11 protein-coding genes and 3 pseudogenes are annotated in these 26,554 nt (G+C 59.9%); 3 read left to right on the top strand and 11 right to left on the bottom strand.

The annotated features are described in order from the left end of the window. Positions 1-227: 227 nt before the first annotated feature. On the bottom strand, positions 228-1,043 hold the full coding sequence (locus HMPREF3175_RS07145) for a GAP family protein (protein WP_070491517.1): 816 nt from the start codon (positions 1,041-1,043) through the stop codon (positions 228-230). Between the two features lie 257 nt (positions 1,044-1,300). Here HMPREF3175_RS07145 and HMPREF3175_RS07140 point away from each other — a divergent pair, with 257 nt between their 5' ends. After that, on the top strand, positions 1,301-1,924 hold the full coding sequence (locus tag HMPREF3175_RS07140; protein ID WP_070491515.1) for a TetR/AcrR family transcriptional regulator: 624 nt from the start codon (positions 1,301-1,303) through the stop codon (positions 1,922-1,924). A 16-nt stretch (positions 1,925-1,940) separates the two neighbouring features. Here the strand turns inward: HMPREF3175_RS07140 and HMPREF3175_RS07135 are convergent, their stop codons facing one another. Beyond that, the gene (locus HMPREF3175_RS07135; RefSeq protein ID WP_141739880.1) at positions 1,941-2,567 is read right to left on the bottom strand and encodes a hypothetical protein; all 627 of its coding nucleotides are present in this window, start codon (positions 2,565-2,567) and stop codon (positions 1,941-1,943) included. Between the two features lie 119 nt (positions 2,568-2,686). On the opposite strand from HMPREF3175_RS07135, the gene HMPREF3175_RS07130 reads away from it, so the two are divergent. Next, positions 2,687-5,290 (top strand): excinuclease ABC subunit UvrA, encoded by a 2,604-nt coding sequence (locus HMPREF3175_RS07130; protein WP_070491511.1) that lies wholly within the window; start codon positions 2,687-2,689, stop codon positions 5,288-5,290. 152 nt (positions 5,291-5,442) lie between these two features. Further along, complete coding sequence (locus tag HMPREF3175_RS07125; RefSeq protein ID WP_083289488.1) at positions 5,443-6,996, top strand: SLC13 family permease; 1,554 nt, start codon at positions 5,443-5,445, stop codon at positions 6,994-6,996. A gap of 128 nt (positions 6,997-7,124) precedes the next feature. Here HMPREF3175_RS07125 and HMPREF3175_RS10580 read toward each other — a convergent pair whose 3' ends face one another. The 9 genes and pseudogenes from HMPREF3175_RS10580 to HMPREF3175_RS07080 all read right to left on the bottom strand — a co-directional run bounded on the left by HMPREF3175_RS10580 (position 7,125) and on the right by HMPREF3175_RS07080 (position 26,391). After that, complete coding sequence (locus HMPREF3175_RS10580) at positions 7,125-12,788, bottom strand: DUF7507 domain-containing protein (protein ID WP_176745145.1); 5,664 nt, start codon at positions 12,786-12,788, stop codon at positions 7,125-7,127. Positions 12,789-12,944: 156 nt separating this feature from the next. Then, positions 12,945-16,097, bottom strand: a pseudogene (locus HMPREF3175_RS07115) (type I restriction endonuclease subunit R). 49 nt (positions 16,098-16,146) lie between these two features. Next, positions 16,147-17,253 carry a restriction endonuclease subunit S gene (locus tag HMPREF3175_RS10330; protein WP_070491507.1) on the bottom strand — a complete coding sequence of 369 codons (1,107 nt, stop codon included), beginning with the start codon at positions 17,251-17,253 and terminating at the stop codon, positions 16,147-16,149. Beyond that, positions 17,250-18,149: pseudogene (locus tag HMPREF3175_RS07105) on the bottom strand (type I restriction-modification system subunit M); the annotation flags it as partial. The pseudogene HMPREF3175_RS07105 and the gene HMPREF3175_RS10330, both read right to left, overlap by 4 nt. A gap of 370 nt (positions 18,150-18,519) precedes the next feature. Beyond that, positions 18,520-19,747, bottom strand: a pseudogene (locus HMPREF3175_RS07100) (IS256 family transposase). 273 nt (positions 19,748-20,020) lie between these two features. After that, the gene (locus HMPREF3175_RS07095) at positions 20,021-21,763 is read right to left on the bottom strand and encodes an ABC transporter ATP-binding protein (RefSeq protein WP_070491505.1); all 1,743 of its coding nucleotides are present in this window, start codon (positions 21,761-21,763) and stop codon (positions 20,021-20,023) included. Positions 21,764-21,777: 14 nt separating this feature from the next. After that, complete coding sequence (locus HMPREF3175_RS07090; RefSeq protein ID WP_256276317.1) at positions 21,778-23,613, bottom strand: ABC transporter ATP-binding protein; 1,836 nt, start codon at positions 23,611-23,613, stop codon at positions 21,778-21,780. Further along, positions 23,556-25,883 carry an ATP-binding cassette domain-containing protein gene (locus HMPREF3175_RS07085; protein ID WP_256276316.1) on the bottom strand — a complete coding sequence of 776 codons (2,328 nt, stop codon included), beginning with the start codon at positions 25,881-25,883 and terminating at the stop codon, positions 23,556-23,558. The genes HMPREF3175_RS07090 and HMPREF3175_RS07085 overlap by 58 nt, the downstream gene beginning before the upstream one ends. Continuing rightward, positions 25,876-26,391 (bottom strand): ECF transporter S component, encoded by a 516-nt coding sequence (locus tag HMPREF3175_RS07080; protein ID WP_230972829.1) that lies wholly within the window; start codon positions 26,389-26,391, stop codon positions 25,876-25,878. The genes HMPREF3175_RS07085 and HMPREF3175_RS07080 overlap by 8 nt, the downstream gene beginning before the upstream one ends. Positions 26,392-26,554 lie beyond the last annotated feature (163 nt).

The raw sequence follows: 26,554 nt of genomic DNA, 5'->3' as shown, positions 1-26,554 counted from the left end.
CGATGTAGGAGATCATTTGGTCGTGGGTCGACCCGGTTCCGTTGCGAAAAAGCCGAAGCGGTCTTAAGAATCCCGTTCGCTCGTTTCAACTCGCAGATTCCTCGGCGCAGACGCTTGAGCTCTTCTTCCATTATTTCGCCGTCTGATGCGTCGGAACTATCGCGCGCTGAGGCGCTGTCACGGCACCTGCCACGTCGCCTGCTGTGTAGCTCGCCACCCCTTGCTGCTTAGCTGCCCATCAGCCCTAGCTGTACCGCACCCCTGTACGCCATGTAGACGCCGACGATCGCCGCGATCCACAGCAGAGTCACCTTAGCTTCATACTCGAGCCTGCGAGTAGCGCGCTCCAGCCGCGGAAAAATAGTGGGGCCCGCGAGGCCTGCGAAGACGCTCACGAGAACCGCCGGCAAGATCATGACGACGCAATAGACCACAATCAACGCAATCTTGCTGGACATACCCAGTTGCATGGACTGGATAATCCCCATCGCGCCCAAATAGGGCAACATCGTGGCCGCCTCTACGACGGCGGCACCCATCGCCAGCGCCACCATGCCACCCGCACTCAAGGACGCACCCCGGGCGAGGCGCGACGCTCGCCCCTCCCTGACATCGACATCCGGAAGCGTAGCGACGGCACCATTAGGTGCAGAGTTGATACTTGCGTTCACGGTGGCTGCGGCTGTGGCATCGACGCTCACCAGAGGCGCATGCTCCGCCGACGACGACCCCTCGGCCGTTGGCTTCTTGGGGTTTGGGGCAGCCACACCAAAAATGAAAAGCCCCACGCCTAGAAGCAGAGTCACCCACGGGAACCAATCACTCTTAGTGACTCCAGATAGCCGCTGAACTGCCGCATTAAAGCCGAACAGCAGCGCAATACCTAGACCACAGTAGGCCCCACCGATCGTCGCAAGGTAGACGCCCATCAAACCGACTCGAACCCGGCGCCACATGATGATGAGTGCAATAGGAATGACGAGGGTTCCTACGCTCAAACTATCGACAAGCGCAAGACCAGCGAGGGCTAGGAAGTTTGACATGGCGTACTCCAATGGTCAGATGCGGGTTTCGGAAGGTGATGAAGGCGCTCCCCTTTGACCTGCTGAACAAAGGAAAACCTTCCACATCCATACGTTCGTATGAATTATTTGATTGATACGATCGTATGGAATATTCCACTGAGACGCAACAGTCAGATGCAGTCAGACCAAGAATGACTCGCAGTTACTTGGCCCGCCACACTTGAACTGCGCGAGCTTGGGTAGCGAAGGGCTGGACCACTCACGATTGGAGGCTCATGGCCGTTGACCGCAACACACCCATCACCGGCACCCCAGCGCTGATCGCCGATGCCGCCATTCGAGTGATGGTCAACAAAGGACTCGATGCCCTGAGCGTGCGCAATGTCGCTGCAGAGGCAGGGGTCGCACCTGGGACTGTCCAGTATCAGATGGGGACGCGAGACGACATCATCGCGAAAGCATTCATTAGGTCCATTCAGCGGCAGGCGTCCCGGGCACTTGGGAAGACCGACGCGACAGATTTTCGCACGGCCATGCACGGCCGACTAGCCGAGCTCTTGCCGATTGGTCCGGTCCAGCGCGAGGACGCCGCAGTGTGGGTTATCGTGGGCGCCGCTGCATCCACACGCGAATGGCTAGCCGACTTATACGACGCCGAGGTGGAGAGCTTCCGGGCACTAGTATGCAACGGGCTCGCGGCGGCTGAACAGCATGGGAAATTGAACGGCGAGCTATCGCCTGAACAAGGAGCTCGCTTGGTCACAGCGCTCGTCAACGGGCTCACGATCGACTACCTCAACGGCCCGAAAAACTCGGCTCAGCAGTTACTGGCGGACCTCGATGCGGGACTCGCGCTAATCATCGAGCCTCACGGGCAAAGACGCATCGACGCCGGCTAGGGCACGGAGCGCAGGCTCATTTCTTACCGAACAGCTTGCCAAAGAAGGACTGCTTTTTACGTTCCCCAACGCCGAGGTCGCCCTCGTCTTGCGGGTCCCTCACTGGCTCTGGGTTAGCGTTGGGCTCAGTCGACTGGTACGTGAAGTACTGCCCTTCAACGTCAAAGACGTCGTCACCCAGGCCCACGGCGCCCACAGCCCGCGGAAGCTCCTGGATAATCAGGTCGCCATCCACCTCAGCCGGTTCGCCTTCCTCTCCATCCTCACGAAACACGAACGCGGACTCGTCTACCACCGGGGCCCCTTCGTCAAGCTCCTCATCCCCGGCAAGCAGCTGCCTCACGAGCGCGCCGTCGACGAACACGCGGTAATCCACGAAGCTCATGGAAGACACCGTGCTCACGACGTGCCACGTGCCAGGCAGCGTGATCGAGTCGGTTTCGAAGCGGGACGTGACCAGCATTTCCGGGTCCCACAGGATGGTCCAGTCGCCGCGGTGGGCCACCGCAAAGAACTGGTTCCCAGGGTCATGGAACGCAGTCCACAGGTCACCTTTGTTCTCCGCGGGAGTCAGCCCCCATGCCTCGAGCTGCTGAGGAGTTACGGGTTCTGTTGTGAGGATCATTGACGTCGTCAGTCCCATGTGAAAAGCATAACCAGACGCGATCCGTTTGGAAACGGTTTTTCTAGCTACCACCACCCGCCACTGCAATCTAGAGACACCACCTACACCGGCACGGCCTACCCGATAGAGTGGCCACCATGACTCACGCCCAGCCCGAGTTCACGGTTCCGCACGCAACTCCGCACACGACGGCGCGCGCGGGGCACGATCCCATGATCCGGGTGCGTGACGCGCACCTACACAACCTGAAACACATCGACGTTGACCTGCCGCGCGACACCCTCGTCGCGGTCACCGGCGTTTCAGGTTCGGGCAAGTCCAGCCTCGCCTTCGGCACTATCCACGGCGAGGCACAACGCCGCTACCTGGAATCCGTCGCCCCCTTCGCCCGCCGGCTCATCGGCGGCGCAGTCAACCCGCGCGTCGGGTCAGTCACCGGCCTTCCGCCGACGGTGGCCCTGCAACAGTCCACCACCCTGGGCGGGGCACGCTCCTCCGTCGGCACGATCTCCAACATGTCGAACAGTATTCGGTTGCTCTTCTCCCGCTCCGGAAGCTACCCGGCCGGCATGCGGGAGCGGCTCGAATACGGCCGGCTCGATTCCGATGCCTTCTCCCCCAACACCACCGCCGGCATGTGCCCCGAATGCCAAGGAACCGGCACCGTGCACCGGCCCACAGAAGAGTCGATGGTGCCGGACCCGAGCCTGTCCATCTGGGACGGCGCGATCGCCGCGTGGCCAGGGGCGTGGCTGGGCAAGAACTTCCGGGACATCCTCGGCACCCTCGGCTACCCGCTCACCATCCCGTGGCGGGACATTCCACAAAAGGACCGCGACTGGATCCTATTCACCGACGAGCAACCGGTGGTTACTGTCCACCCTGTGCGGGACGAAAACGCCGTGCACGGTTCATATAAAGGCAAATGGCGATCGGTAGCCACCTACCTCACCGACACCCTCGCGGAAACCGAATCGGATAGGAACCGCCGCCGGGTGCTTTCCTTCATGCATTCATCAACATGCCCGACGTGTCAGGGCCGCGGTTTCCAGCCGGACACCTTGCAGGTCACCTACGCCGGTTACGCGATCGACGAATTCAACAACCTGGCACTGAAGGACGTGTTGGCCGCGCTGGAGGACCGCCTCCAGCACCTGGAAGGAATTGCTAAGCAGCAGTGGAACGAGCACGACGAGGCCGAAAAGCTACTACTGGATCAGGTGCTACCCACGGTGAGCGCCGCGATCGAGCTGGGGCTGGGGCACCTGAGCCTCTCCCGCCCGGCACGCAGCTTGTCCGCGGGTGAGCATCAGCGCCTGCGGCTGGCCTCTCAGTTGAATTCGAACCTGTTCGGCACAACCTATGTGCTGGATGAGCCCTCGGCGGGCCTGCACGTCGTGGAGCGGAAGGCGGTCTCGGAGCTTCTGCAACGCTTCATCGATGCGGGTAATTCGGTGCTTCTAGTGGAACACGATATGTCCCTGGTGGCCGGATGCGATTGGATCGTGGACATCGGCCCGCGCGCCGGCGAGCGCGGCGGTCAGCTGGTGTTCTCCGGCCCCACGAATGAGTTCCGCACCAAAGCCAAGCAGCTACGCTCCCCCACTGCCGCGGCTCTGAACGCGGACTTCCCCGAGCTGACGGACACCCCGGCCGGCACCGGTGAATCCATCGCCCTGACCGGCGTGCACGCGCGCGCTTTCGACGGGGCCGACGTCGACTTCCCGCTCGGCGCACTCACGGCAGTCACAGGTGTGTCGGGTTCCGGTAAGTCCACCCTGGTCATCGGGGTTCTGGCTGACGCGGCGGCCTGCTCGGCCAAGCAGGTGATCGGCGCGGATGAGGCCATCGCCGAGGACGCCGATGCTGAACTCACGCCAGGCTCCGAGCACTCCGAGGACTTCCGGGTGGATAACGCAACAGGGCTCGATAAGATCCGCCGCCTGGTTCACATCACCCAGAAGCCCATCGGCCGCACGGTGCGCTCCACCGTCGCGACCTACACGGGCCTTTTCGACCACGTCCGCAAGCTCTTCGCCGCAACACCCGAGGCTCAGCGGCGCGGCATGTCGGTATCGGACTTTTCATACAACACAACGAAGGGCCGCTGCCCCGAGTGCGATGGCGCGGGCAGCATCGAAGTTGAGCTGGTGTTCCTGCCGGGCACCTACACGACCTGCCCGGCCTGCCACGGCAAGCGCTATAGGCCGGAGATCCTTGAGGTGCAGTGGAACGGCCGCAGCATCGCGGATGTTTTGGCGTTGACCGTGGACGAGGCGCTAGAGGCTTTCGCGGAGGAGCCGAGGATTCTGCGCTCGGTCGAATTCCTGCACGCGCTCGGTCTGGGTTACCTGCGGCTGGGGCAGGGTTCCCCGGAACTATCGGGTGGCGAGGCGCAGCGCATCAAGCTCGCCTCCGAGATGCAACGCGGCTCGAGCCGCAAGCACAGCCTGTACCTCTTAGATGAGCCGACGACGGGGCTGCATCCCGCGGATGTGGACCTGCTGCTCGCGCAGTTGCGGCGCTTGGTCGATGACGGCGCGACGGTGGTCGTCGTTGAGCACGACCTCCGGGTGGTCGCACAGGCCGACCACGTCATCGACGTCGGCCCGGGAGCCGGCAATGAGGGCGGCCAGATCCTGGCCACCGGGACGCCAGCGGAGATTGCCCAGCAGGGTGTGCAGCCGGATTCACTCTCGGTGACGGCTCAGGCGCTGGCCGAGCGAGCTGGATTGCGGTGAAGTTCCCGGCGCACAGGGCAGCCCTCCACACCCCACTTATACACACAAGCTCTGAATAGCCCTCAAATAGGTACTTCTCGAAGCATTATTGCTGTCATAGGATTCAACCAGCAATCTGTGCTCCACATCACTAAGTACTTAAGAGGACAACCGTGTCTGCCGAATCTAACTCGACTGCGTCTGCTGAGCCGCAAGGGCAACAGCAGGATTCCGCGAACGATCCACTTGATCGTTCATCCCGCCGCAACTGGTGGACCTTCGCGCTCGGGCCCGTTGCGGGCCTGATTCTGGGCTTCATCCTGCCAGACTCACTGAGCTTTGAAGGCAAGGCCGTTGCCGGCATCGCGCTGTGGATGGCCATCTGGTGGATGACCGAAGCCGCACCGATCCCTGTCACGTCGCTGCTGCCGTTGGTGATGTTCCCGTTGTTCGGGATGGCGCCGATGGGCGAAGTCGCGGCACCATACGCTGACCCGGTGGTCTTCCTGGTGATGGGTGGCGTGATCCTCGGCCTAGCCACGGAGAAATCGCAGCTACACCTCAGGATCGCGCTGTGGACCATCCGCTTAGTCGGTACGCGGCCCTCGCAGATCGTGCTGGGCGTGATGATCGCCTCCGCATTCATCTCCGCGTGGGTCTCCAACACCGCTACCGCGGTCATCATGGTGCCGATCGCCACCTCGATCCTGAGCCTCGTACGCGAAGTCGACCCCGATGCGGCCAGCCCGCGCCTCGCCGCGTCCCTTCTGCTCGGTGTCGCCTACGGTGTCACGATCGGTTCCACCGCAACCCTCATCGGCCAGCCGCCCATGGCGCTCATGAAGGGTCACCTCGCGAAGAACCACGACATCGACATTCAGTTCGGCCAGTGGATGCTTGTAGGTGTGCCGTGGGCGATCATCATGACCGGGTTCGCGTGGCTCGTGCTGACCAAGTTCGTTTTCCGTCCCGAGATCAACGAACTGCCTGGTGGCAAGGAAATGATCGAAAGCGAATTCCGCAAGCTCGGCAAGATGAGCACCGCTGAACGCCGTGTCTCCTGGATTTTCGTGGCCGCGATCTTGTTCTGGGTTGTTGTGCCGTTCCTCAAGGACGTCGCTTGGGTTGCTGAAAACCTGCCGTTCCTCGCCCGCATCAGCGACTCCCAGGTCGCGATGGCCGCCGCGGTCGCATGCTTCCTGGTGCCCGCAAAGAAGCGTAGCGAAGACCCATCCGGGCAGCCGCTACTGCGTTGGTCTTCCGCGAAAGAAATCCCGTGGGGCCTACTGTTGCTGTTCGGTGGCGGCTTGTCACTGTCCGCGATGTTCACCGCTACCGGGTTCTCCGCGTGGATCGGTAACCAGGTGACCGGCTGGACCGCCCTACCGAAGGTCCTGATCATCCTCGCGATCATCTTGGTCGCACTCGTACTCACCGAGCTGACCTCCAACACCGCCACCGCAGCGGCGTTCTTCCCGATCTTCAGCGCGGTTGCCTTGGGTATGGGTATCAACCCGCTGTTCATGACGATCGCCGTGACGCTCGCTGTCTGCTCGGCGTACATGTTGCCGGTCGCGACGCCATCAAACGCTGTTGCGTTTGGTTCCGGCGAGATCACGATCAAACAGATGGTCCGGGCCGGTATCTGGCTCAACCTCTTCTCCATCGTGATGGTCATGATTGTGCTCTACACACTCGTACCACTCGTGTTCGGAGTCTCGCTGTAGCGCGAACACCTCAGACAAAAACGGAAGGGCCGGCAACACCATTAGGCGTTGCCGGCCCTTCCCTTATGACTCAGCCGGTGAGCTGGTGCGTTGCTGGCCGGTCTCTTTCCCGGCCAGCGGCCCCGCCACTAACTGCGGCGTTTACGCCGTACCAGCACGAGCGCCACACCAGCGGCTACCAGGCCAAGCCCAGCCAACACAGCGACCGTCACCTCAGCACCCGTGGTAGCCAGGCCCGGCTTCCTACCCTCCGGCGTTTCCGGAGCCGGCGTCTCACTAGCCCCAGGGGCAGGTTCACCCGGTTGTGCAGGTTCGCTCGGAGCCGATTCGCTCGGAGCCGGTTCGCTCGGTGTTGGATCGCTTGGCGCAGGTTCGCTCGGAGCCGGCTCACTTGGCCCCGGCGATTCACTCGGCGCTGGTTCGCTTGGCTCTTCCGGTTCGCGTGGCTTATCGACCGTGATCTTGGCCTCGGCCTCGTTGGACTTCACCGGCGTCCCGTTGTTCGTAGTACCGGATGCGGTGGCCGTGTTGATGACTTCGCCGGCGTCCGCATCGACCTCTGTCACGGTGTACTCACCGGACACACACGTGGTTGATTCGCCCGGCGCGAGGGTTTCGGCCTCGCATGTGACCTCAACCTCGGCATCGGTGAGCATCGCGTCATCCAGCTCGATGCCGTTGACGGTGAGCTTGCCGGTGTTGGTCACGGTGAAGAGGTACTCGACCTTGTCCCCGGCCAGGTAGCTGTCCTTCTTATCCTTGACGGCCTTCTCAAGCTCCAGCTGCGGGGTTGCGACCTTGACCTTGGCTTCAGCCTCGTTCGATTCGACCGGTTCGCCCGGGACAGTGGAGCCCTTCGCTTTCGCCGTGTTGACGTATTCACTCTGGCCCTCAACGTCCTCGGCAGTCAGAACGTGCGATGCGGTGCAAGTGAACGAATCCCCCGGCGCCAGCGTGGTGTTGGCCTCGCCGCAGTCGAGGTCCTGAACCTTCGGGTCTTCGAGCGTGACGTCCTTGACGGTCACGTTCCCGTTGTTGGAGACGATGAAGCTGTACTCGACCGTGTCGCCCACCGTGAGCGGTTCAGGCGCTGGTTCGGCATCCTCCGCCCAGTTGGTGACGGTCTTCTGAAGGCTCAGCGATGGCTCACTCTTCGGGACCGTGACAGTCGCGGTGTCCTTCGAGCTGACCTTCTCGCCGCCCTCCGGCTTCGAAGAACCGGTCAGGGTCACGGTGTTCGGCAACTCATTGCCGGCGTCAACCTGGTCCTGGGTGATCTCGCTTTCACCCGTGCAGGTGAATTCGGAACCCACCGGCAGCGTCACGTCACCAGCGGCCACATCGAGCTCTTCCTCACCCACCGTGCAGGTCAGTTCAATGTCACCACCGGCCCACTCATCGGCGAGCTTCACGTTATACAGGGTTACGTTGCCGGTGTTCTTGCCGGTGATGGACCATTCGGCCTTCTCACCAGCCTTCTTCATAACTGACTTCTGACCATCAACAGTCTTCGTCACTTCAAGCGCCGGCTGAGCTTCCGGAACCGTGACGGTCGCCTTGCTGTGGTCTTCTACAGGAATCTCCTTGTCCTCGCCGGTGGTGGCGGACTTATACAGGTATGCACCGGTCACATCGGCGTTGTTAGGCAGCGTGACTTGTTCGTCCACATCGTCCTGGGTGACGGTGTAGGTTCCGATGCACTCATAGGTGTCCCCTACCGCGAGTTTGGCTTCGCCGTTGAGCAGGTCCTCAGTCGAGTCCCCCGCGTAGTCGCTGCCAGTTTTCGGTGTGATGGTGCACGTCAGGTCAAGAGGGTCCTTGCCTTCGACCCAGGTGTCGACCAGCTTGACCTTTTCAAGGTCAACGTTGCCGTTGTTCTCACCGGCCAGGACGAACTTCGCCTCACCGTTAACGGCTACCTCGTCAGAGTCCTTACCGTTCACGGTCTTCTTGAGGCTAATCTTCGGGGCTGGTTTAAACACACCGAAGTCATACTTACTGTGGGTTTGAGGCTTGTTGGCGTCATACTTGTCCGGGTTCGGTTCGGTCACGGTGATGACCTGGCCCGTCCAGGAGCCGGCATCAGTGTTCTCGCCCTTACCTGCTTGGGTGTTGATGTCGGTTTCCTCCAGCGGGCTCACCACTACGCGGTAGTCGCCCCGCTTGAGAGACTCGAACGTGTAGTTGCCGTCCTTATCACTCGTAGTGGTCTGGACAGCGACGGGTTCTCCGTTCTCGTCTTTCTTGATCTCACCGTTCTCTTCCACTTCGTAGAGGGTCACGGTGTAGCCCGGCAGGTTCTTCTCTCCGTCTTGCTGTTTCTCGTCCCGGTTCTTGTCGTGGTAGATGGTGCCGGAAATCTTCGCGGCATAGACCTCAGTCTTGACGGGGTCCGGTTGCGGAACAGGTAGGGCCCCGACGCCGGTGGTGTCGGCGGTCTCGCCGCGGACAGCGTGCATCGTGGCAATACCCGTGGAGTTCACGTACTTGTCGCCGTGCTTATTGCCGCGCGGTTCGAAGTCCAGAACGTATGCGTCCTCGGACTTCGGGCTCAGCAGCGGGCTATCGAAGCGTAGCGCTGTGATGTGCTTTGCCCCCGGCTTGGCTTGGGCCTCGATGACCTCCTGGGTCAGCAGCTCCCATTTGGTGTCGCTCGGCTTCTTATCGATGCCGCGTTTGGTTGCCCGGGAGGCATTGACGCACGCGTCGAGATCATCCTTGCCCTGAGCGTTCGTTGGGCATACAGACACCGTGTTCGGGTCATCGTAGGTGTAGTAGATCTCGTGGCCTTCGGCCGTGTTCGAGCCCACGTTCTCCGGGACCTTACTCAGCCAGTATTCGCCGCTGAATGTGGTGCCGCGCCAGTCGCCGTTGAACGGCAACACGTCGATGAACTGGGTGGCGCTCAGTTGCGCCTCAGTGTAGTTGCTGAGGTTGAGACGATGCTGGAACACGGCGTCGTGGTCCACGAGCTTGTCCTCGGTAGACTTCGCTAAGCCCGCCGCTACCACGTTAGGAACAGTGAGCGTGGACAGCGAGGCCATAGAGTTCAGCGGCGTGTATTCCTTCGCCGCGTCCTTAGCCGGAGTGAAGGCTTCCTTGGTAGAGGAGGACTTGATGGTCCGGTCCTTCTTCAACGCCGGCATCGCCTTATCAAGGTCCAGCTCCGGGGTGCCCGTGATGCGGTATGAATGGACCACATCGAAGGATTGGAGCGGGCCAGACCACACCGGGGTCACTACCGTGAACGTTGGCCGCGGCTGGCCGTTATCCCACGGCTGGAAGAACACGGTGGAACGCGCAGCGTTCTTGGTGGCCCAGTCGATCGGGAAGAACGGGTCATTATTTGGGTCCCCGGTTTCGTTCTTCTGATCCGATAGGGCCCACGTGCGCTCAATGTAGTTGTCCTTGGACGGGGCGCAGTCATTCGGGTTGTTCGAGATTTCGCCGCGGTGGTAGGTCATACCGGGCGAGAGCGTTTCCTCGTCGGCGGTTACACACTTGGACAGATAGATGCGCATGTGTACGCGCGTCGGGTTGCCGTCAGCGTCTTTCGAGTTCACTGCAGCGAGCGTTCCGTTGTTGATAACGACCTGCCCGGAGGTAATGAGCTGTTGCTTCTGTTCACCGATACCGTTAAGGCGCGTCTCGCCTAGGGTGCCCCAGATATCGCGGACACCGGCCGCTGGCTTCTCCGCGAGGAGTGTGTCCTGCATGCTACCGCGGACCTTCTTTTCCCCCGAGTAGACCGCACCGTAGTTAACGGTCTTGTAGTACTCGTCATCACCCTTGGCGGCCTTCACGGTAGGCAGGGTCGAGACCACGCGAGGGTCACCCGTGGTCGCCACGTAGCGGAAGATGGTTGGCTGCTGGATGACGTTCTCGCCCGGAATCACAATCTTGATACCAGCGATCTCGTTCGGCTTCATGCTGCCAGGCTCTGCGAAGGTGTTACCCTTCACGCCGGCCGAGGCATCGTAGAACACTTCCCAGCCTGCGTCACCGGCGCAGTCCGGGTTACCGCCGTTGGTTTTGTCTTGCTTGGTGATGTACACCTTGGCGTCCGGGAAAACGTCTTGGATATTGACCTTGCCGGTGCCACCGATCTGGACGGTGGGAACGTAGATGTTCCCCTCAGTAACAACACGTTGTGTCCCAGGTTGCCATGCGGCACAGATGGTGGGGTTGTCTTTGACATCGGCTGGGGTGACGTTCAGACGAACGTTCGCGCTGGACAAGGCCTGCTTGTAGCGGAAGGCTTGTTTGCCTTTCTCCTCGGTTTCCACCCATTTGACGCCGACGTCGTCTTTAGCAGATGGGCAGCCGTTCGGGTTGGTGCATTTCCACCTGGTCAGGTCAACAACCTGTTTGGCGCAGTTGTTGTTCGGGAAGCCGTACTCGCCTGCTAGCAGGCCTTGCTTCTCGTCAGCGGTGGATGCGCTGCACTCGCTCAAGCTACCTGGGTCAGCGGTGTTGTTGCCGAGCGCTTTATTGCCCGCCGTGGTCGGGATGTTGGATGGTACGCCGCGGCTGTCTTTCACGCGGATCGGTTTGCCGTCTTTGTCCACGATGTCCATGCGGGTAGTGAACGCGGTCTTACCTCCCGGCAGCCCCTCGGTAGGGATCAAGAAGCGGAACGGCGGGTTGCTTTTACCGTATTTACCGTCGATGTATGGGTTGCCGTTGGCGTCTACCTTGGCTTTCTGCCAGGCGCTACCGTTATAGGAGACGAGCACTTCATTGGCTTTGAACGGCGCGTCGGCCGGCATCACGAGGGTGTAGCGGCTAATGGTTTCAGGGTCGATCGGCAGGATGCGGCCGTTCGGTGTTGCACTATCTGGTGCCGGGCTGTGTTTCTGGTCGCTCGGGTAGGAGGGCAGGCCGGAGCGGGCACTGATGCCGATGTATTCGATACCGTTGCGGGTGGTGGTGTTGACGCCGCTTTCTGGTTCGATGATGCGCTGGTCAAAACGCGGCTCAACTAGAACGTTGAGTTTCTTGTTCGCTACCGCGGTGATGAGTTTGGTGCCGTCTTCTTTGACTGCCTTGAGGCCGAGGTTGAACGTGCCTTCCGGGTTGGTTCCGTCCGTAAGCTGCATGGAGGCGATGGTGGAGGCAGTGAGTTCGAGCGAGACGGTCGCGTTGATGTTCGGGTCCGCTTTCACAGTGACAGCACCGTTAGCATCAACTGTGGCGGAGACGCCGCCGTAGTTAGCGGAACCGGTTTTCAGGGTTGGTTTGACGGTTGGCTCTGGTAGACCTGCGGCGCGGGACTCGGCGGAGAGCCAGGTTGGGGTGAGGGTGAAGGTGATGGGTTCGCCGGCGGTCTTGACGTTGAGGTCGATGCTGTAGTGAGCGAGGTCCCCCGCACAAATATTGCCGTCCCGCGCCGTGTTGTCCCCGGGTTCGTAGCCGTTGGCTTTTGTGATGACGCAGCCGGCCCCGCCGTCACGGGCAAGGCGGAGGCCGTACTGGATGTTGCCGTCCCCCAACTCAACGGTCTGAGTCTCACCAGGCGCGCCGAGCTCACCCGGAGAATCTGCTGGAGCTGTGGCCGCTGGAGCTGTAGCGGGCTTGGCAGCCGTTGCGGTGGCGGTGGGTGCGGCCGGTGCCGCGCTGGTGGCGGGTGCTTCGGTTGCTGTGGCTTCGGCGGTGGCTTCGGCGGTGGGCGCCGTGTTAGGTGTTGCGGTTGCTGGGTTAGGGAGCGCCACAGTCATGCCGAATACGAGTGCAAGCACCGCGAGCGCGCTGCCCGTTCTCCTATATAGAGAGGACGTTATTCGTGCGAACATATGGCGTTCCTTAAACATCTACTAGCGCCACTGCGACCAGGTGGGGCACAATCTGAGCTTTAACCTTCACATCAATCTTGACGTTAAAACCCAGGAACTTCAAAGACAGCTCTAGAGAGGTTCACAACTTAAGGGGTGTTGCCTTTGATTCTTTTCTCACCCGAGCGGTTCGTAGCGTTCCAGGAACTCGGTCATCTTGTTGAGTACGCGTTCTTTGATTTCGGCGCGACTCTCGCCGTCGGCGGTGTTGCCGAAGAAGCTCACGGGCGGCAGTACGTCCCCGATGTCGGTTCCGATGCGGGGGACTTCCCCGGCGTTGAAGGCGCCCTCCATGAAGTCCCGCGCGGCGGGTTCGCGGAGTTTTTCTTCTTCGATGAGGGTGTCGAGTTCCTGTTCGCGGCGCTGGCCGATGAACGCGACCCACTGCTCGGCAACGCTCGCATCAGTGTTGACGAGTTCGATAAAGTCCATGAACAAGTCCCGTTTATCGCGCAGCGTCGGGCTGGATTCAACCGCTTGCAGTACTTGTTCTTTGTACTGGTAGTCGGGAACCTGGGATTTCAGCATTGGTTCGCGGAACTTCTCGACCAGCATGAGGATGTAGTCGACGTTGACTTACACTTGGCGTAGAAGCTCGATCTCGAATACGAGTTCAAGTTGTTCCGGTTGCGGCTCGTTCGCGTCGGCATCCGCCCGCATCTCATCGCGCACCGCGAGGTAGACGCTCTGCAGGTCTTGAATCTCACGCGGGGTGAGGTCGTCATCGTCAGGGAACTCATCGAACCCGGCCAGCAGGTTCCTCAGCCGTAGGATCTCGCCGAAGACTTCGACGAAGTGTCGCTGTTCACTTTCGCTCGTAGGCACCCCGGCGCCGGGCGCGTGGAAAGCCAACATTTCCGCGACTTTGAGCCGGTACTGATCGAGGTAGTGCTCGTACGGCTCCAGTAGCGCGATGCCTTGCGCGTCAGCGTTCCCGAACAGGGCGAGCGCGTCTTCGGTGTTCTCTTGGAGGTCGCGGAAGCACACGATGTTCCCGTACCGCTTGACCTGGTTGAGGATGCGGTTCGTGCGTGAGAACGCCTGAATCAGGCCGTGATACTTCAGGTTCTTGTCAACGTAGAGCGTGTTCAGTGTTGGCGCGTCGAAGCCGGTGAGGAACATGTTCACGACCAGCAGTAGGTCTACTTCGCGGTCTTTGACCCGCATGGAGAGGTCTCGGTAGTAGTTCTGGAAGTTGTCGCCGTTCGCGTCGTAGCTGGTGCCGTAAATCTGGTTGTAGTCGGCGATGGCGGTGTCCAAGAATTCGCGGTTTTCACCGCTGAGCCCGCGGGTGTCGAACCCTTCTTCCGCGAGGATTCCAGCCTCGGGGTCTTCGTTGGCGCCGTAGCTGAAGATCGTGGCGACTTTGAGCTTCTGGTGTTCAGGCAGCTCGGCCTGCTGGGCTTTGAACTCGTTGTAGTAGAGCTTGGCGGCTTCCACGGATTGAACGGCCATCATCGCGTTGAAGCCGTTGACCCTCCGCTTGACTGTTAGCGCCTCACTCCCCCTGCCCCGTGTGCGAGCGACGTCTGCGGTGTTGCTTGTGACGGTGTGTATGTACGTGGTGTTGGATTCTCCGGTTTCGGCCAGGCGGCGGGTGTGTTGGTTGAAGTGTTTGAGGATGTAGCTGGTGACGGCGCTGATGCGTTCGGGTGCCATGAGTGCGGCTTCTTCTTGCGCGCGGCTTGCGTCTTCCGCAACAGCCCCGCCGGCGCGCGCCAGCACGTTGTTGTATGCGAGTTTGAATGGGAGGACGTTTTTGTCTTCGATCGCGTCAACGATTGTGTAGGTGTGGAGTTGTTCGCCGAAGGTTTCTTCGGTGGTGCGCAGTATTACGCGGCCGTCGCGTGCGCCGTAGGATTTGCCTGCGTTGTCACGGAAAATTGGGGTTCCGGTGAATCCGAAAATATTGTATTTTTTGAATTTTTTGGTGATCACGTTATGCATTTCACCGAATTGGGATCGGTGGCATTCGTCGAAGATGATCACCGTGTGTTCGTTGTAGATCGGGTGTTTCGCGTTGGCTGCAACGAAGTTGGAGAGTTTTTGGATGGTGGTGATGATGATGCGCGCGTTGGGGTCCCCCATTTGTTGGGTGAGGATTTTGGTGGACGTGTTGGAGTTAGCGGCACCTTTTTTGAAGCTGTCGTATTCCCGCATGGTTTGGTAGTCGAGGTCTTTGCGGTCCACGACGAATAGGACTTTAGGGTTACTTGGGAGCGCGGTGGCGAGTTGCGCGGTTTTGAAGCTGGTAAGTGTTTTACCGGAGCCTGTGGTGTGCCAGATGTAGCCGCCGGCTTGGGTGGTGCCGAGCATTTTGTTGTTGGCGGCTACGTCAATGCGTTGGAGGATACGTTCGGTCGCGGCGATTTGGTAGGGCCGCATGACTAGGAGGTTGCCGTCTTCGCGGAGTACGCAGTATTTGGTGAGGATGTTGAGGATGGTGTGTTTGGCGAAGAAGGTGCGGGTGAAGCCGTGCAGGTCTGGGATAACTTTGTTGTGGCTGTCTGCCCACCAGCAGGTGAAGGCCCACGTGTTGGGGGTGCGTTTGGTGTTGTCGGTTGGTTTGGGCCGGGTGGTGTTGGAGTAGTACTTGGTGAGTGTTCCGTTGGAGATGACGAACACTTGCACGTAGTCGAAGAGTCCGTGGCCGGCCCAGAGGGATTGGTTTTGGTAGCGGGCTATTTGGTTGAACGCTTCGCGGAGGTTGACGCCGCGGCGTTTGAGTTCGATGTGGATGAGTGGCAGCCCGTTGACGAGGATGGTGACGTCGTACCGGTTGGAGTGGGTCGCTGAGCCTGGGGTGGTTCCGGCGTCGACGGTGTATTGGTTGATGACTTGGAGTTTGTTGTTGTGGATGTGGGTTTTATCAAGCAGCCGAATGTTTTTGGTGGTTCCGTCTTCGCGTTGTAGCAGTTGGGTGTTGGCGTTGTGGAGGCGCCAGGTTTTTTCTTTGGGTCCTTCGTTGGCGCTGGCGATGGAGGTTTCGAAGAACGCTTTCCATTCCGCGTCGGTGAGTTGGATGTTGTTGAGCGCTTCAAGTTGGGTGCGGAGGTTCGCGACGAGGGCGGCCTCGTCACGGATTTCGACGTATTCGTAGGCTTGCGCCTGGAGTTGTGCAATGAGGGCGTCTTCGAGTTGCGCTTCAGACTGATAGGTGTCCGATGCGGTGGTGTCGGCTTCGTAGGTGGCGACGACGGTGGCTTCGTCACTGACCGCTATGGGAGCGATCTTCCCGCGGTTCAGATCCTCAACTGCGGATTTCTCCATTCCTGCCATTCCCCTACCCTGCTCTGCTAAACCTCAATTGGAAGCGAGTTTATGCCGCTTCCGGCTGCAGCTCTTTGAACGTCAATAGTTTGTCTCGATAGTACTCATACTGCTTCCGCCGAGCCTCAATCTCGGCAGGCAAACCCGACGACAAGTCGTTCACCAAAGCATCAAACTTGTCGAGTAGGTTGCTGATTTTGACTTGCTCTTCTTTGGCAATAAGCGGGATTCGTAGAAGCATGAGCTTAGACCTGTTCAGCGCTGGAATTCCCTGAAAAGTACACAGCTTATGGATGGCGGGCTGTAAGTAATTCATCAGATGGAAGAGGAAACGTGGACTAATGAGATCGGGGTTCGGAATAACACCGTAGTTGAGGTTCCCTCGAAAGAATCGCCCTTCGGTCCAAGTAATTTGCCCGACACCTGCACCACGAGAAGCAACACCAATAGGGCCGTCTTCGACATTAAACTCTGAAACAAAGCCCAAAGGCTCTCGCCCACTGTTGATGACCGGGAAAGGCCCTGGGTTGTCCGCAATGAATCTCTTGTTAATCGCTGCTCCAACCCGCACTGTTGCGACTTCACTGAGCTCAACCCAGGTCGCCCCCCCATTTTCAGGGAAGGTCAGGAGCTGGTCGCGGTAGTGCTCATACTGCTTCCGGCGGGCCTCGAGCTCAGCCTCGAGCTCAGCCTCGAGCTCAGTAAAAAGATCAAGAATCTTAACGATCTCCCGTTGCACCTCAAGCGGCGGAACCGGGACTAATAGTTTGTTAAGAACTCGCTGCGTTAGGCTAGGAACCCCGCCCGCAGTATTAAGCCTCTCCAACCTGCTCATGACCATGTAGTAATAGAAGAACTTAGGCAGGATTGTAGATTCATCAATAACTGTGTAATAACAAGTATCAACAGTCCAAACTGGACCATCTACATAGAAAACTGACGAAAGGGACCCTTTACGCGGTAAGAGTACCGTCTCGCCTACGTATGCGGGCTCGTTCACATGCGCGAGTATCCCACCAGATCCATAGACTGGAACTGGCCCTTCTTCTAGGTGTTTGTAGTCGCGTCCATTCTTGATTGTGGCTATTTCTGCCAAAGGAACAAACTGAATCCCGTTGGGGCAGAGCTCTTGGATCATTTGCTCGATGCGGTTCATTTGGTTGCACCTGCTTCGAGTTCGGCGACGATCGCGTCGATGCTGGTACGCAGCTCAGCCTGGCGCTTTACGATTTCCTCGATTTCGGCGTTCAACGCCTCAATGTCGATCTTTTCGCGGGTGTCTTCCATCTCCACATACGAGCTCACGGAGAGGTTATAGTCGTTCGCCGCGATATCCTCAGCGCTCGCCCGCTTCGAAACGTACTGTTCCTCGCTACGTTCCGCGACCATCTCCACTATCTTGTCGCGATGCGAGGGCGCCATCACATTATGTTTACCCTGCCGGACGAAGTCTTTCGACGCGTCAATAAACAACACGTCATTATCCTTCTTGGACTTCTTCAACACGAGCACACAAACAGCAATCGTGGTGCCAAAGAACATGTCCTCCGGCAACTGAATCACCGCATCGACATAGTTGTTATCCACCAAGTATTTACGGATCTTCTGCTCCGTACCCCCGCGATACAAAACCCCAGGGAACTGCACCAACGCAGCCGTACCATCGACCGCAAGCCACGAGAGCACATGCATCGTGAACGCAAGATCTGCCTTCGTCACCGGCGCCAACACACCAGCCGGAGCGAACCGCACATCGTTAATCAGCAACGGATTATTCTTGCCCTCCCACCGCGTGGAATACGGCGGGTTAGACACAATCGCATCAAACGGCTGATCATCCCAATGCTGCGGATCAATCAACGTATCCCCATGCGCAATATTGAACTTGTCATAGTTCACGTCATGCAAAAACATGTTGATACGCGCCAAGTTATACGTGGTCAGGTTGATCTCCTGACCGTAATAGCCCTGCCGCACACCATTAGGGCCCAGAACCTTCGCGAACTTAAGAAGTAGCGAACCCGAACCAACCGCCGGGTCGCACAACTGGTCACGATGGATACAAGACCCCAGTGCGGAGCAGGGCCATCGAACAGCTTCGATACCGGCTATGAACTGGGATTTCCGGCTGCCGCGGACGTTTGGAGATTAGCCTGCTGTACCGCTGAGTATCTGGCACGTCACTACCCGGCTGGCGTCCGTAGAGGGGGTGAACCAGTCGGGATCTCGCGCGCAAGAATAGACGCGGGGTCTCGACAAATGATGCGGGTAACACCTCTACCTGTAGACGATACCGCTTGCTATTCGTTCTTGCAGGTGGGCCGACGACCATCTGCACTCCTAGTCAACTACAAAGCTTTTAGCAAGTTGGGGGTCAAGTCCCTTGTAGTGGTGTAACGGCGTTTTCCTCTCGTTTGGGGTTTTAGCCTGCGAGTGCGGGCATGTCGGCATCGGTCGTGGTTGTGGGTGTGGTGATTAGGTTGAGGCGGCTCTTGGCGAGGACTTCCAGGCCGAGGTAGCGGCGGCCTTCTGCCCATTCATCGGTTTGCTCGGCCAGGACGGCGCCGACGAGCCGGACAATCGCTTCCCGGTTTGGGAAGATCCCAACCGCATCGGTGCGGCGCCGGATCTCGCGGTTCAGCCGTTCGGTGGGGTTGTTCGACCAGATCTGCTGCCAGACCTCGGTCGGGAAGCTGGTGAACGCGAGAATGTCAGCGCGGGCGGCATCGAGGTGGTCTGCGACGTCGGGGAGTTTCTCGGCGGTGTAGTCCAGTAGCCGGTCGAACTGGGCGTGAACAGCATCGGCGTCAGGCTGGTCATAGACGGAGTGGAGCATGGCCTTGACCGCCGGCCACAAGCTCTTGGGAGTGATGCTCATCAGGTTCGCGGCGTAGTGAGTGCGGCAACGCTGCCAGACGGCACCGGGCAGGTTCGCCGCGATCGCTTCCACGATGCCTTGGTGGGCGTCGGAGGTGACCAGCCGGACCCCGGACAGTCCTCGGGCGACCGGATCGGCGAAAAACTTGTTCCAGGCCGGGCCGGTCTCGCTCGTGGCGACCCGCATCCCTAAGACTTCGCGATGCCCGTCGGCGTTGACCCCGGTCGCGAGCATGACGACCGCGTTGACCAAACGACTTCCCTCGCGAACTTTCATCGTCAACGCGTCGGCGGTCACGAACGTGAACGGCCCAGCATCGCCTAGTGGGCGGTGTCGAAACTCGGCGACGTGCTCGTCCAACTCGGCGGCCATGCGAGAGACCTGGGACTTCGATAGCCGGTCGATTCCCAACGTCTTGACCAACTTGTCCATCCGGCGAGTACTGACTCCAGCGAGATAGCAGTCGGCAACAACAGTGATCAATGCGGACTCGGCGCGCTTGCGACGCTCCAGCAGCCACTCAGGGAAATAGGTGCCCTGGCGTAGTTTCGGGACCGCGATGTCCAAGGTCCCAACACGGGTATCGAGAGGCCGGTGGCGGTAGCCGTTGCGCTGGGCCCGTCGGTCAGGATCTGGGCGGCTGTACTCGGCACCTGCAACCGCATCAGCATTCGCAGACAGCAACTCGTTGATCGCAGTCTGCAACAGGTGACGCCTCGGCAAGCAGTTCGCCAAGCAGCCCGGCAGGGTCGACAATATGGGTAGCGGTCATCGTGTGGCCTTTCGCGAGTGAGTTGTAGGGGACGAAACTCGAGGATCACGCGGTGACCGCCCTGCTGTCCAGCACGACCACCCCGCTACACCACTATGAGGGACTCAACTCCCTTGGTGATTAGTAGCGCCCTCGCTCATCAGCGAGATGCTGTTCGCGCATGATCTCACTAGCGCCATGTTCGCGACAGCACCACGTGTGCCAAACGTGTCGAGGTACTCCGATTCGAGCTGTGGGTTTAGGGCTTGGCGCCTGGCACCGGGACCGCGTCCGCTAATCTGAGGTGTGTCTCAGCTGCCAACGAGACGACGCATCGGCGGCAGCCACGAAATCGTGGAACCGTCCGGGCCGGCTAGACAATTCCTTAGGCGTGCCGGTTTCGGCGACGATAGCACCGTCCGCTAAGGGTTCGAGGAAGACCACCTGATCGGCGCTATCTATGGTGGATAGTCTGTGCGCTACCACGATCACAGTGCGGCCCTCAGATAGTTGACTGATGACGTCGCTAATCGCCGATTCATTCTCGCCGTCCAGCGCCGAGGTAATCTCGTCGAGCAGCAGTATCGGAGCATCCTTGATGAATGCCCGAGCGATTGCCACTCGTTGGCGCTCACCTCCAGACAGGCTCTGCCCGGCAGGCCCCACTTCGGTATCCCAACCGTGAGGCAGCGCCTCAATCACCCGATCAAGTCTCGCCTTGCGAGCTGCCTCTTCCAACTCGGCGTCCGTCGCATTGGGACGGGCAATCCGCAGATTCTCCCGGATCGTGGTGTCAAACAGGTAGGTGTCCTGGAACACCATCGAGGTCAGCTCCATGATCCGCGTGGTTGGAATCTCGCGCACGTCCACCCCGCCGATGGTCACGCTACCGGCGTCGACATCCCAAAACCTTGCGGTGAGACGCAAGATCGTCGACTTCCCGGCCCCTGACGGCCCCACTAGTGCGGTGACTGCTCCCTGCGGGGCGGTGAGCGAGACATCGTCTAGGACAGGCCGGCCTGACTCGTAGGAAAACGACACTCCTCGGAATTCAATCGACGTCCCACGCGGTTCCCGTGCCTGCTCGGAATCAGGTTCGGCAAGTGGCGCGGCATCAAGGATTATTCCCATCTGGCGCAACGCCACTGCGGCGTTATCGACCTCAGATGCGTAGAGCGCGGCTTTTGTGAGCGGCAGCAGCATGCGCGCACTGACCGCCGCGATCACCAGATACGCAATCGGGTCCAGACGCGCTCCGGTCACGAACGACAGCCCCAAGGCGAGCACCACCGCGAAAGTCACGTTAGCGATGAGGTTGAATCCTTGGGCAGGTCGGCCCTTGATCCGAAGCCCGGCCAACGTCGCCTCAGAGTCGGCTTGCAGAGTCTCTTGTACGGGGTCCCACGACGTCGCGGCACCCGTGGCTCGAAGCACCGGTTGTAGCCTGGCGAACTCAATCAACCGGCCGGCTGCGGCGGCCGAGGTACGGTCTTCCATGTCATTGGCTCTGGTTGTTGCCGCCGACATTTTCCGCCACGTGAGAATAAACGGCAAGATCGACACTGCCATGACCACAGCTAACGGCCACTCAATGAATGCGGTGGCAACGAGCATCACCAACGGCACGATGAAGGCGTTGCACAGGTTCGGGATCACCATTGATGCCAGATGCGACAGGGTGTTGATCTCCTTGGATGTCGCATTAGCCACATCCGCTTCGCGTTTGGCATTAAACCACCCAAGCGGCAGCTGCAAGACATGATCTGCTATGCGATCAATTAAGGTATCGCATACTTCATAGACGCTGATCCGATAGGAGCGGTACATCGCGAAGGTGTCGACCGTCACCGTGATCGCGCCGAGGATGGCAACGACGACGAGCCAGGTGCCAAGGGTTTCAGAGCGGGAGAATAATGCCCGAAGGAAGGGGATCATCAACGCCAGTGTGATGCCTTGTAGGACAGCGGAGAAGGCGAACCAGCCCACCAACGTACGCAACTCGGCCCTGTTGACGACCCTGATCATTAGTTTCCACATGAGCGTGTCTCTCCTTAGGCCATGTAATGGAGTTCTTGGGCCCGCCACATCTCGCTATAGGTCCCCGCTTGGTCGACCAAGTCCTCGTGCCTACCACGCTGAGTGATGTGGCCGTCCTCAATCACGAGGATCTGGTCGGCGTCTCGGATGGTGGCGAGTCGATGCGCGATGATGATCACCGTGCGCCCGGATGCCAGGGTGCTGAGCGCTTCGTGGATCGCACGCTCCGACTGGGGGTCTGCTTGCGCGGTGGCCTCGTCGAGAATCAAGATCGGCGCATCCTGCAAGTATGCTCGCGCCAGGGTGATGCGTTGCCGCTCACCGCCCGAGAGGAAGCCACCAACCTCGCCAAGCACGGTGTCATACCCCTCGGGCAGACGCATAATGCGATCGTGGATGCATGCCGCACGGGCTGCTGCCTCGACCTCGGCGCGCGTTGCCGACGGTTTCGACAGCGCGATATTGGTATGGACCGAATCGTTCGACAACGTTACGTCCTGTAGGACGATCGCGACGCGGGAAAGTAGCCACGAAAAACTCGCCTCGCGCACATCCACACCGCTGATGCGTACCACGCCATCATTGACGTCGTAAAAGCGCGCAATCAGCCGGGCCAGTGTGGACTTCCCTCCGCCCGACGGGCCCACCAGAGCCGTGACCGTTCCGGGCTCAGCCGTAAAGGAGACACCGTGCACAACGGGCACGTCAGGCTCGTAGGAGAAGGAAACCTCACAGACCTCAACTTGGCCGGGGTTTGGGCCCTCTTCTTGGGTGCGGCTGCCTTCGGGCATGGGTTTCTCGGAAAGCAGCTCTGCCGTGGTGCGAGCCGCCAGCTGCGACTCATAGATATGCTGCATCAGACCGACTAGCACCGTGAACCCCTCCGGGATGCCGGGAGCGATCAGGAAGAATGGCAGCGTCGCCGACAGCGTGCTCCAATCCTGCGCGACGAATAGCGCCGCCAGTAACGCGACCGTGACGAAGACCGTGGCTGGACGCAGTAGCGAACCGAGCAGACTAATCGCTCTGCCGGAGCGACGAACCCAGTCGAAGGAGATGGCAGAAAATTGCTGGCGGGCGGCGTTAAAGCGCGTTCGGGTCGCATCGGTGGCCTGGAAATTCTTGATCTCCTTAATGCCCTCAAGCATTTCGACGGTGGCTGCGGCCAGTGCGGTCTGGGCATGTCCGAATCGCTCGGTGATATCGCTATAGCCGCGCATGGTCGTGCTGACGATGATCACGATCGCTACGGCCCACGTTCCAAAGAGCGCGAGCGCCAGTCGCCAATCGACCCACACGAGATACCCGAGGCCTACGACCATCGAGACCACGGCGTTGGTGACATCACCGGGAACATGCGCAACGAGAGTATGGATGGCTGCGGTATCGTCACACACCATCTTGCGGATGGCCCCGTGCGGCACCTGCGAGACCCTACCCAAGGGCAAACTGCCCAGCGCTTGGACCACATTGCCGCGCAACCGATGTCGGAGCTTGGCTTCTGCCTCGTGGGTGACACCCAATCCAAACAGGTAGAGCAATTGGCCCACGAACAGCGAAAGCACCGCTATCACGGCCCAAACCCACGGCTTTCCGGTCCAGCCGGTGCGCACCTGCCCGTCAAGCCAGATCGCGGCCATGTTGTGTAAGGCGACGAACGGCACCAGCGTGACGATAGCGCCTAAGGCTGTGAGGACTGCGGAAAGGACCATCGCGCCCTTGGCCGGGCGGATTAGTGCGGCGACGGAAATACTCACATCGGGCTCCTGTCGAGTCGAGTCTTTCGAAACGTTCATTGGCGCCACCACCACAGCAACGCAGTAACGGCCCAAAGGAGGCCCACCAGGCACCAATCTCGCACCTGCCACGGCGTGTGTTGGAGTTCCGTGCGCCGCGGATAGGCGCTAAAGCCACGTGAATCCATCGACAGGGCAACCCGTTCGCCGTGCTGGACGGCGAGGATCGCCAGCGGCACGAGGGAACCCACCCATCGAATTGCGGGCGCTAACGGCCCCCATGATGCCCCAATACCCCGCAATGCCCGCGCTGTGCGCAACAGCTGGAAATCTCGCCGGAAACGAGTGACGAAGGCGACAGCCGCAGTTCCCGCCGCAGTGACCCGATAGGGAAGCTTGAACGTCGTCGTCAACGTGCGAAGCAGCGCTTCCGGATGAGTGCTGATGCCTGAAAGCAGCATGAGGGACAACAGTGCCCCGATACCGCTCGCTGCCGCAAGCTCGCCACCGTAATTGTAGAGTGGGCTGACCTCTTCAATGGTGTAGTTGTAGCGGAACACCGGCAGTAGCACAGCTGCGATGACCCAGGGTGCTAGCAGTGACATGACCGTTCGAGCGCGACTCGCTCTCGCGGCTACCATGGCCAGGCTCGCTGCGATGAGCACTCCAACATTGACGGCCGGGTCCTTGCATACGAACACCATGACCATCGCCGGGATTAGCGCCAATAGCAACGTCACAGGATTGAACGATGAGAAGAGTCCACGGGGCACGGACGGCGAAGGCGGGTTCGCTGGTGCTGCGGATGCGGCGTTTTCACGAGTTTCGCTAACGGCAGCAGGTAGCGCGATGATGTGGCTGCAGCGTGATAGGGCAAGTTCTAGGTCGTGGGTGGCCATGATGACGGTTCTGCCCTCAGCGCGCAGTTCGTCGATGAAGGCCATGAGTTCGCAGGTATTCGCCCAATCCTGGCCGTACGTGGGCTCGTCAAGGACAATCACATCGCGGCTCTCGGCGACCATCGTAGCCACCGATAGTCTACGAATCTGGCCGCCTGAGAGAGTCAACGGGTGTTGGTCTCGATACTGGGAGAGATGGAATTGCTCCACAATAGCCTCGGCTTTAGACGCGGAAACATCCCCCGTGGAGATTTCGCCAGCCACGGTAGAACAAACCATCTGATGTTCCGGGTTTTGAAACACGTAGCCGACCTGGTGCCGCCCTCGCCGCACAACCTCTCCGCAGACCGTAGCGCGTTGTGCCTTTGATGGTATGAGACCCGCCAGCGCCGCGAGCAGGGATGTTTTGCCTGCGCCATTCGGCCCTATAAGCGCGATAAACTCGCCACCCCGTAGCCGCATAGAGATAGCTGGGGAACGTCCGGGAACACAGAAATCTGCCAGCTCTACCGTGGCGCTGCCTCCACCGTCGAGCGTATCAATCGCATCGATGGTTTCCCATCCCGCTTCGGTGCGCCGCTGATATTGCACCGAATCACCACAGATATCTGTGATGCGGGGAACTCGAATGCCCGCCTGCTCACAGGTCAAGGCGTGGTGCGGGGATTCGTCGCGTAACGCACGGGGCAGCCACACTCCGCACGCCTCAAGTTCCGCGGTATGGCTGAGAAAAACCTCATGTGGAGTTCCCTGCGCGATCACCGCGCCCTGCGCGTTGAGCGCTATGACGTGATCGCACAGGGGTAGGACCGGGTCGAGGTCATGGTCGATCACCACGATGCCCACGCCATCGCTAACCAGCTGTTGGATGACGCTGTAAAACTCGTCCGTGCCTTGCGTGTCAATCATCGATGTTGGCTCATCGAGGACTAGTAAGCGGGGCTGCATAGCCAGTGCTACCGCGATCGCTAGGCGCTGGCGTTGGCCGCCCGATAATCTCCATGGGCTCTCCCACAGCTTGGTCTCCAGAGCAACCGCAGCCAATGCCTCGCGTACCCGTCGATCAATCTCAGGAACAGGCAGGCAGAGGTTCTGCAGCGCAAACGCGACATCGTCATACACCGTACGGGTAATGACTGCGGCATCCGGATTTTGTCCCACGTAGGCGACATTGGTAGCGATCAACTGGACCGTGGCGTCGGCGATTTCGGCGCCGGCAATTTGAACGCTGCCGGAGTATTCGGACGGCAGACAGTGGGGCACAAGGCCGCACACGGCTCGGACGAAGGTAGTTTTACCGCATCCAGAGGGCCCAATGACGGCCGTTACCTGACCGCTCAGGTGGACCAGGCTTGGACGTTGCAGCACCCACCGGTCCTGACCCAAGTAGTGAACGGAAAGATCCTCAACCGCCAGGAGCGCCCGCGCGGACTCGTTCACAGACCGTTGCTCGCTGCTCAAAGTGGAGGCCAGCCTTTCACTCACGATGGTCTACGCCTACGCCTGCATTGTTGAGCAAACGGGTTAGTCCGACGACGGCCAAACCGCCAATGACGGACGACGTGACTCCCACCAGCACGATCAGTCCCGATACCGAGATTCCCACCGCGTGCTTGAGCAGCGTGAGGTACAACAGGCTGTTAAAGGCCCCGAAGAATGCGGCGGAGATCAGATACGCCCACCACGTCCACTTCCGGTACAGCATCAACGCCATGGGAAACTCAACCAGGAGCCCGCCAATGACGTTACCGACAATCGCGGCAGGCCCAGTGGGAGTAGTAAATACGCTCACAACTCCGATGATCAGCGCGGCCAGCAGCGAAGCGCCCGGCCTTCGCACAACGGCCAGAGGAAGGAGGTAGGGAATGACCCAAAGTCCGAGAAGGGACACCCCGAGCCAGACTGCGCTCTGCGAAGCCGCACCCGCCGGCGCGATGTAGTTCAGTGGGATGAGGATGATGAGGCCGACCACCGACAGGGAGGCCACCATCATGAGATTTCGGGTACCTAGAATTGAGTCGGTTAATCCCCCGCGAGCTGAGCGTCGAACCGTACCGGATCGGTCTGTCATAGCAAACTCCCTTTCACTTAGGTTAGCCTACCCTAACTCCCGACCGGGGTCAAGTCCCCGGCGTACCTTACATATATTGATCGCG

It is taken from the genome of Arthrobacter sp. HMSC08H08 (genome assembly GCF_001807575.1).
Taxonomy (GTDB): domain Bacteria; phylum Actinomycetota; class Actinomycetes; order Actinomycetales; family Micrococcaceae; genus Pseudoglutamicibacter; species Pseudoglutamicibacter albus.
The sequence above is the reverse complement of the archived record's forward strand: the minus strand, read 5'-3'. Positions and strand labels throughout refer to the sequence as shown.

Excerpts from the sequence above, each read along its gene's own strand:
- HMPREF3175_RS10330 (WP_070491507.1), bottom strand. The coding sequence starts at position 17,253 with ATGAACCGCATCGAGCAAATGATCCAAGAGCTCTGCCCCAACGGGATT.
- HMPREF3175_RS07080 (WP_230972829.1), bottom strand. The coding sequence starts at position 26,391 with ATGATGGTGGCCTCCCTGTCGGTGGTCGGCCTCATCATCCTCATCCCA.
- HMPREF3175_RS07135 (WP_141739880.1), bottom strand. The coding sequence starts at position 2,567 with ATGGGACTGACGACGTCAATGATCCTCACAACAGAACCCGTAACTCCT.
- HMPREF3175_RS07130 (WP_070491511.1), top strand. The coding sequence starts at position 2,687 with ATGACTCACGCCCAGCCCGAGTTCACGGTTCCGCACGCAACTCCGCAC.
- HMPREF3175_RS07145 (WP_070491517.1), bottom strand. The coding sequence starts at position 1,043 with ATGTCAAACTTCCTAGCCCTCGCTGGTCTTGCGCTTGTCGATAGTTTG.
- HMPREF3175_RS07140 (WP_070491515.1), top strand. The coding sequence starts at position 1,301 with ATGGCCGTTGACCGCAACACACCCATCACCGGCACCCCAGCGCTGATC.
- HMPREF3175_RS10580 (WP_176745145.1), bottom strand. The coding sequence starts at position 12,788 with ATGTTCGCACGAATAACGTCCTCTCTATATAGGAGAACGGGCAGCGCG.
- HMPREF3175_RS07095 (WP_070491505.1), bottom strand. The coding sequence starts at position 21,763 with ATGTGGAAACTAATGATCAGGGTCGTCAACAGGGCCGAGTTGCGTACG.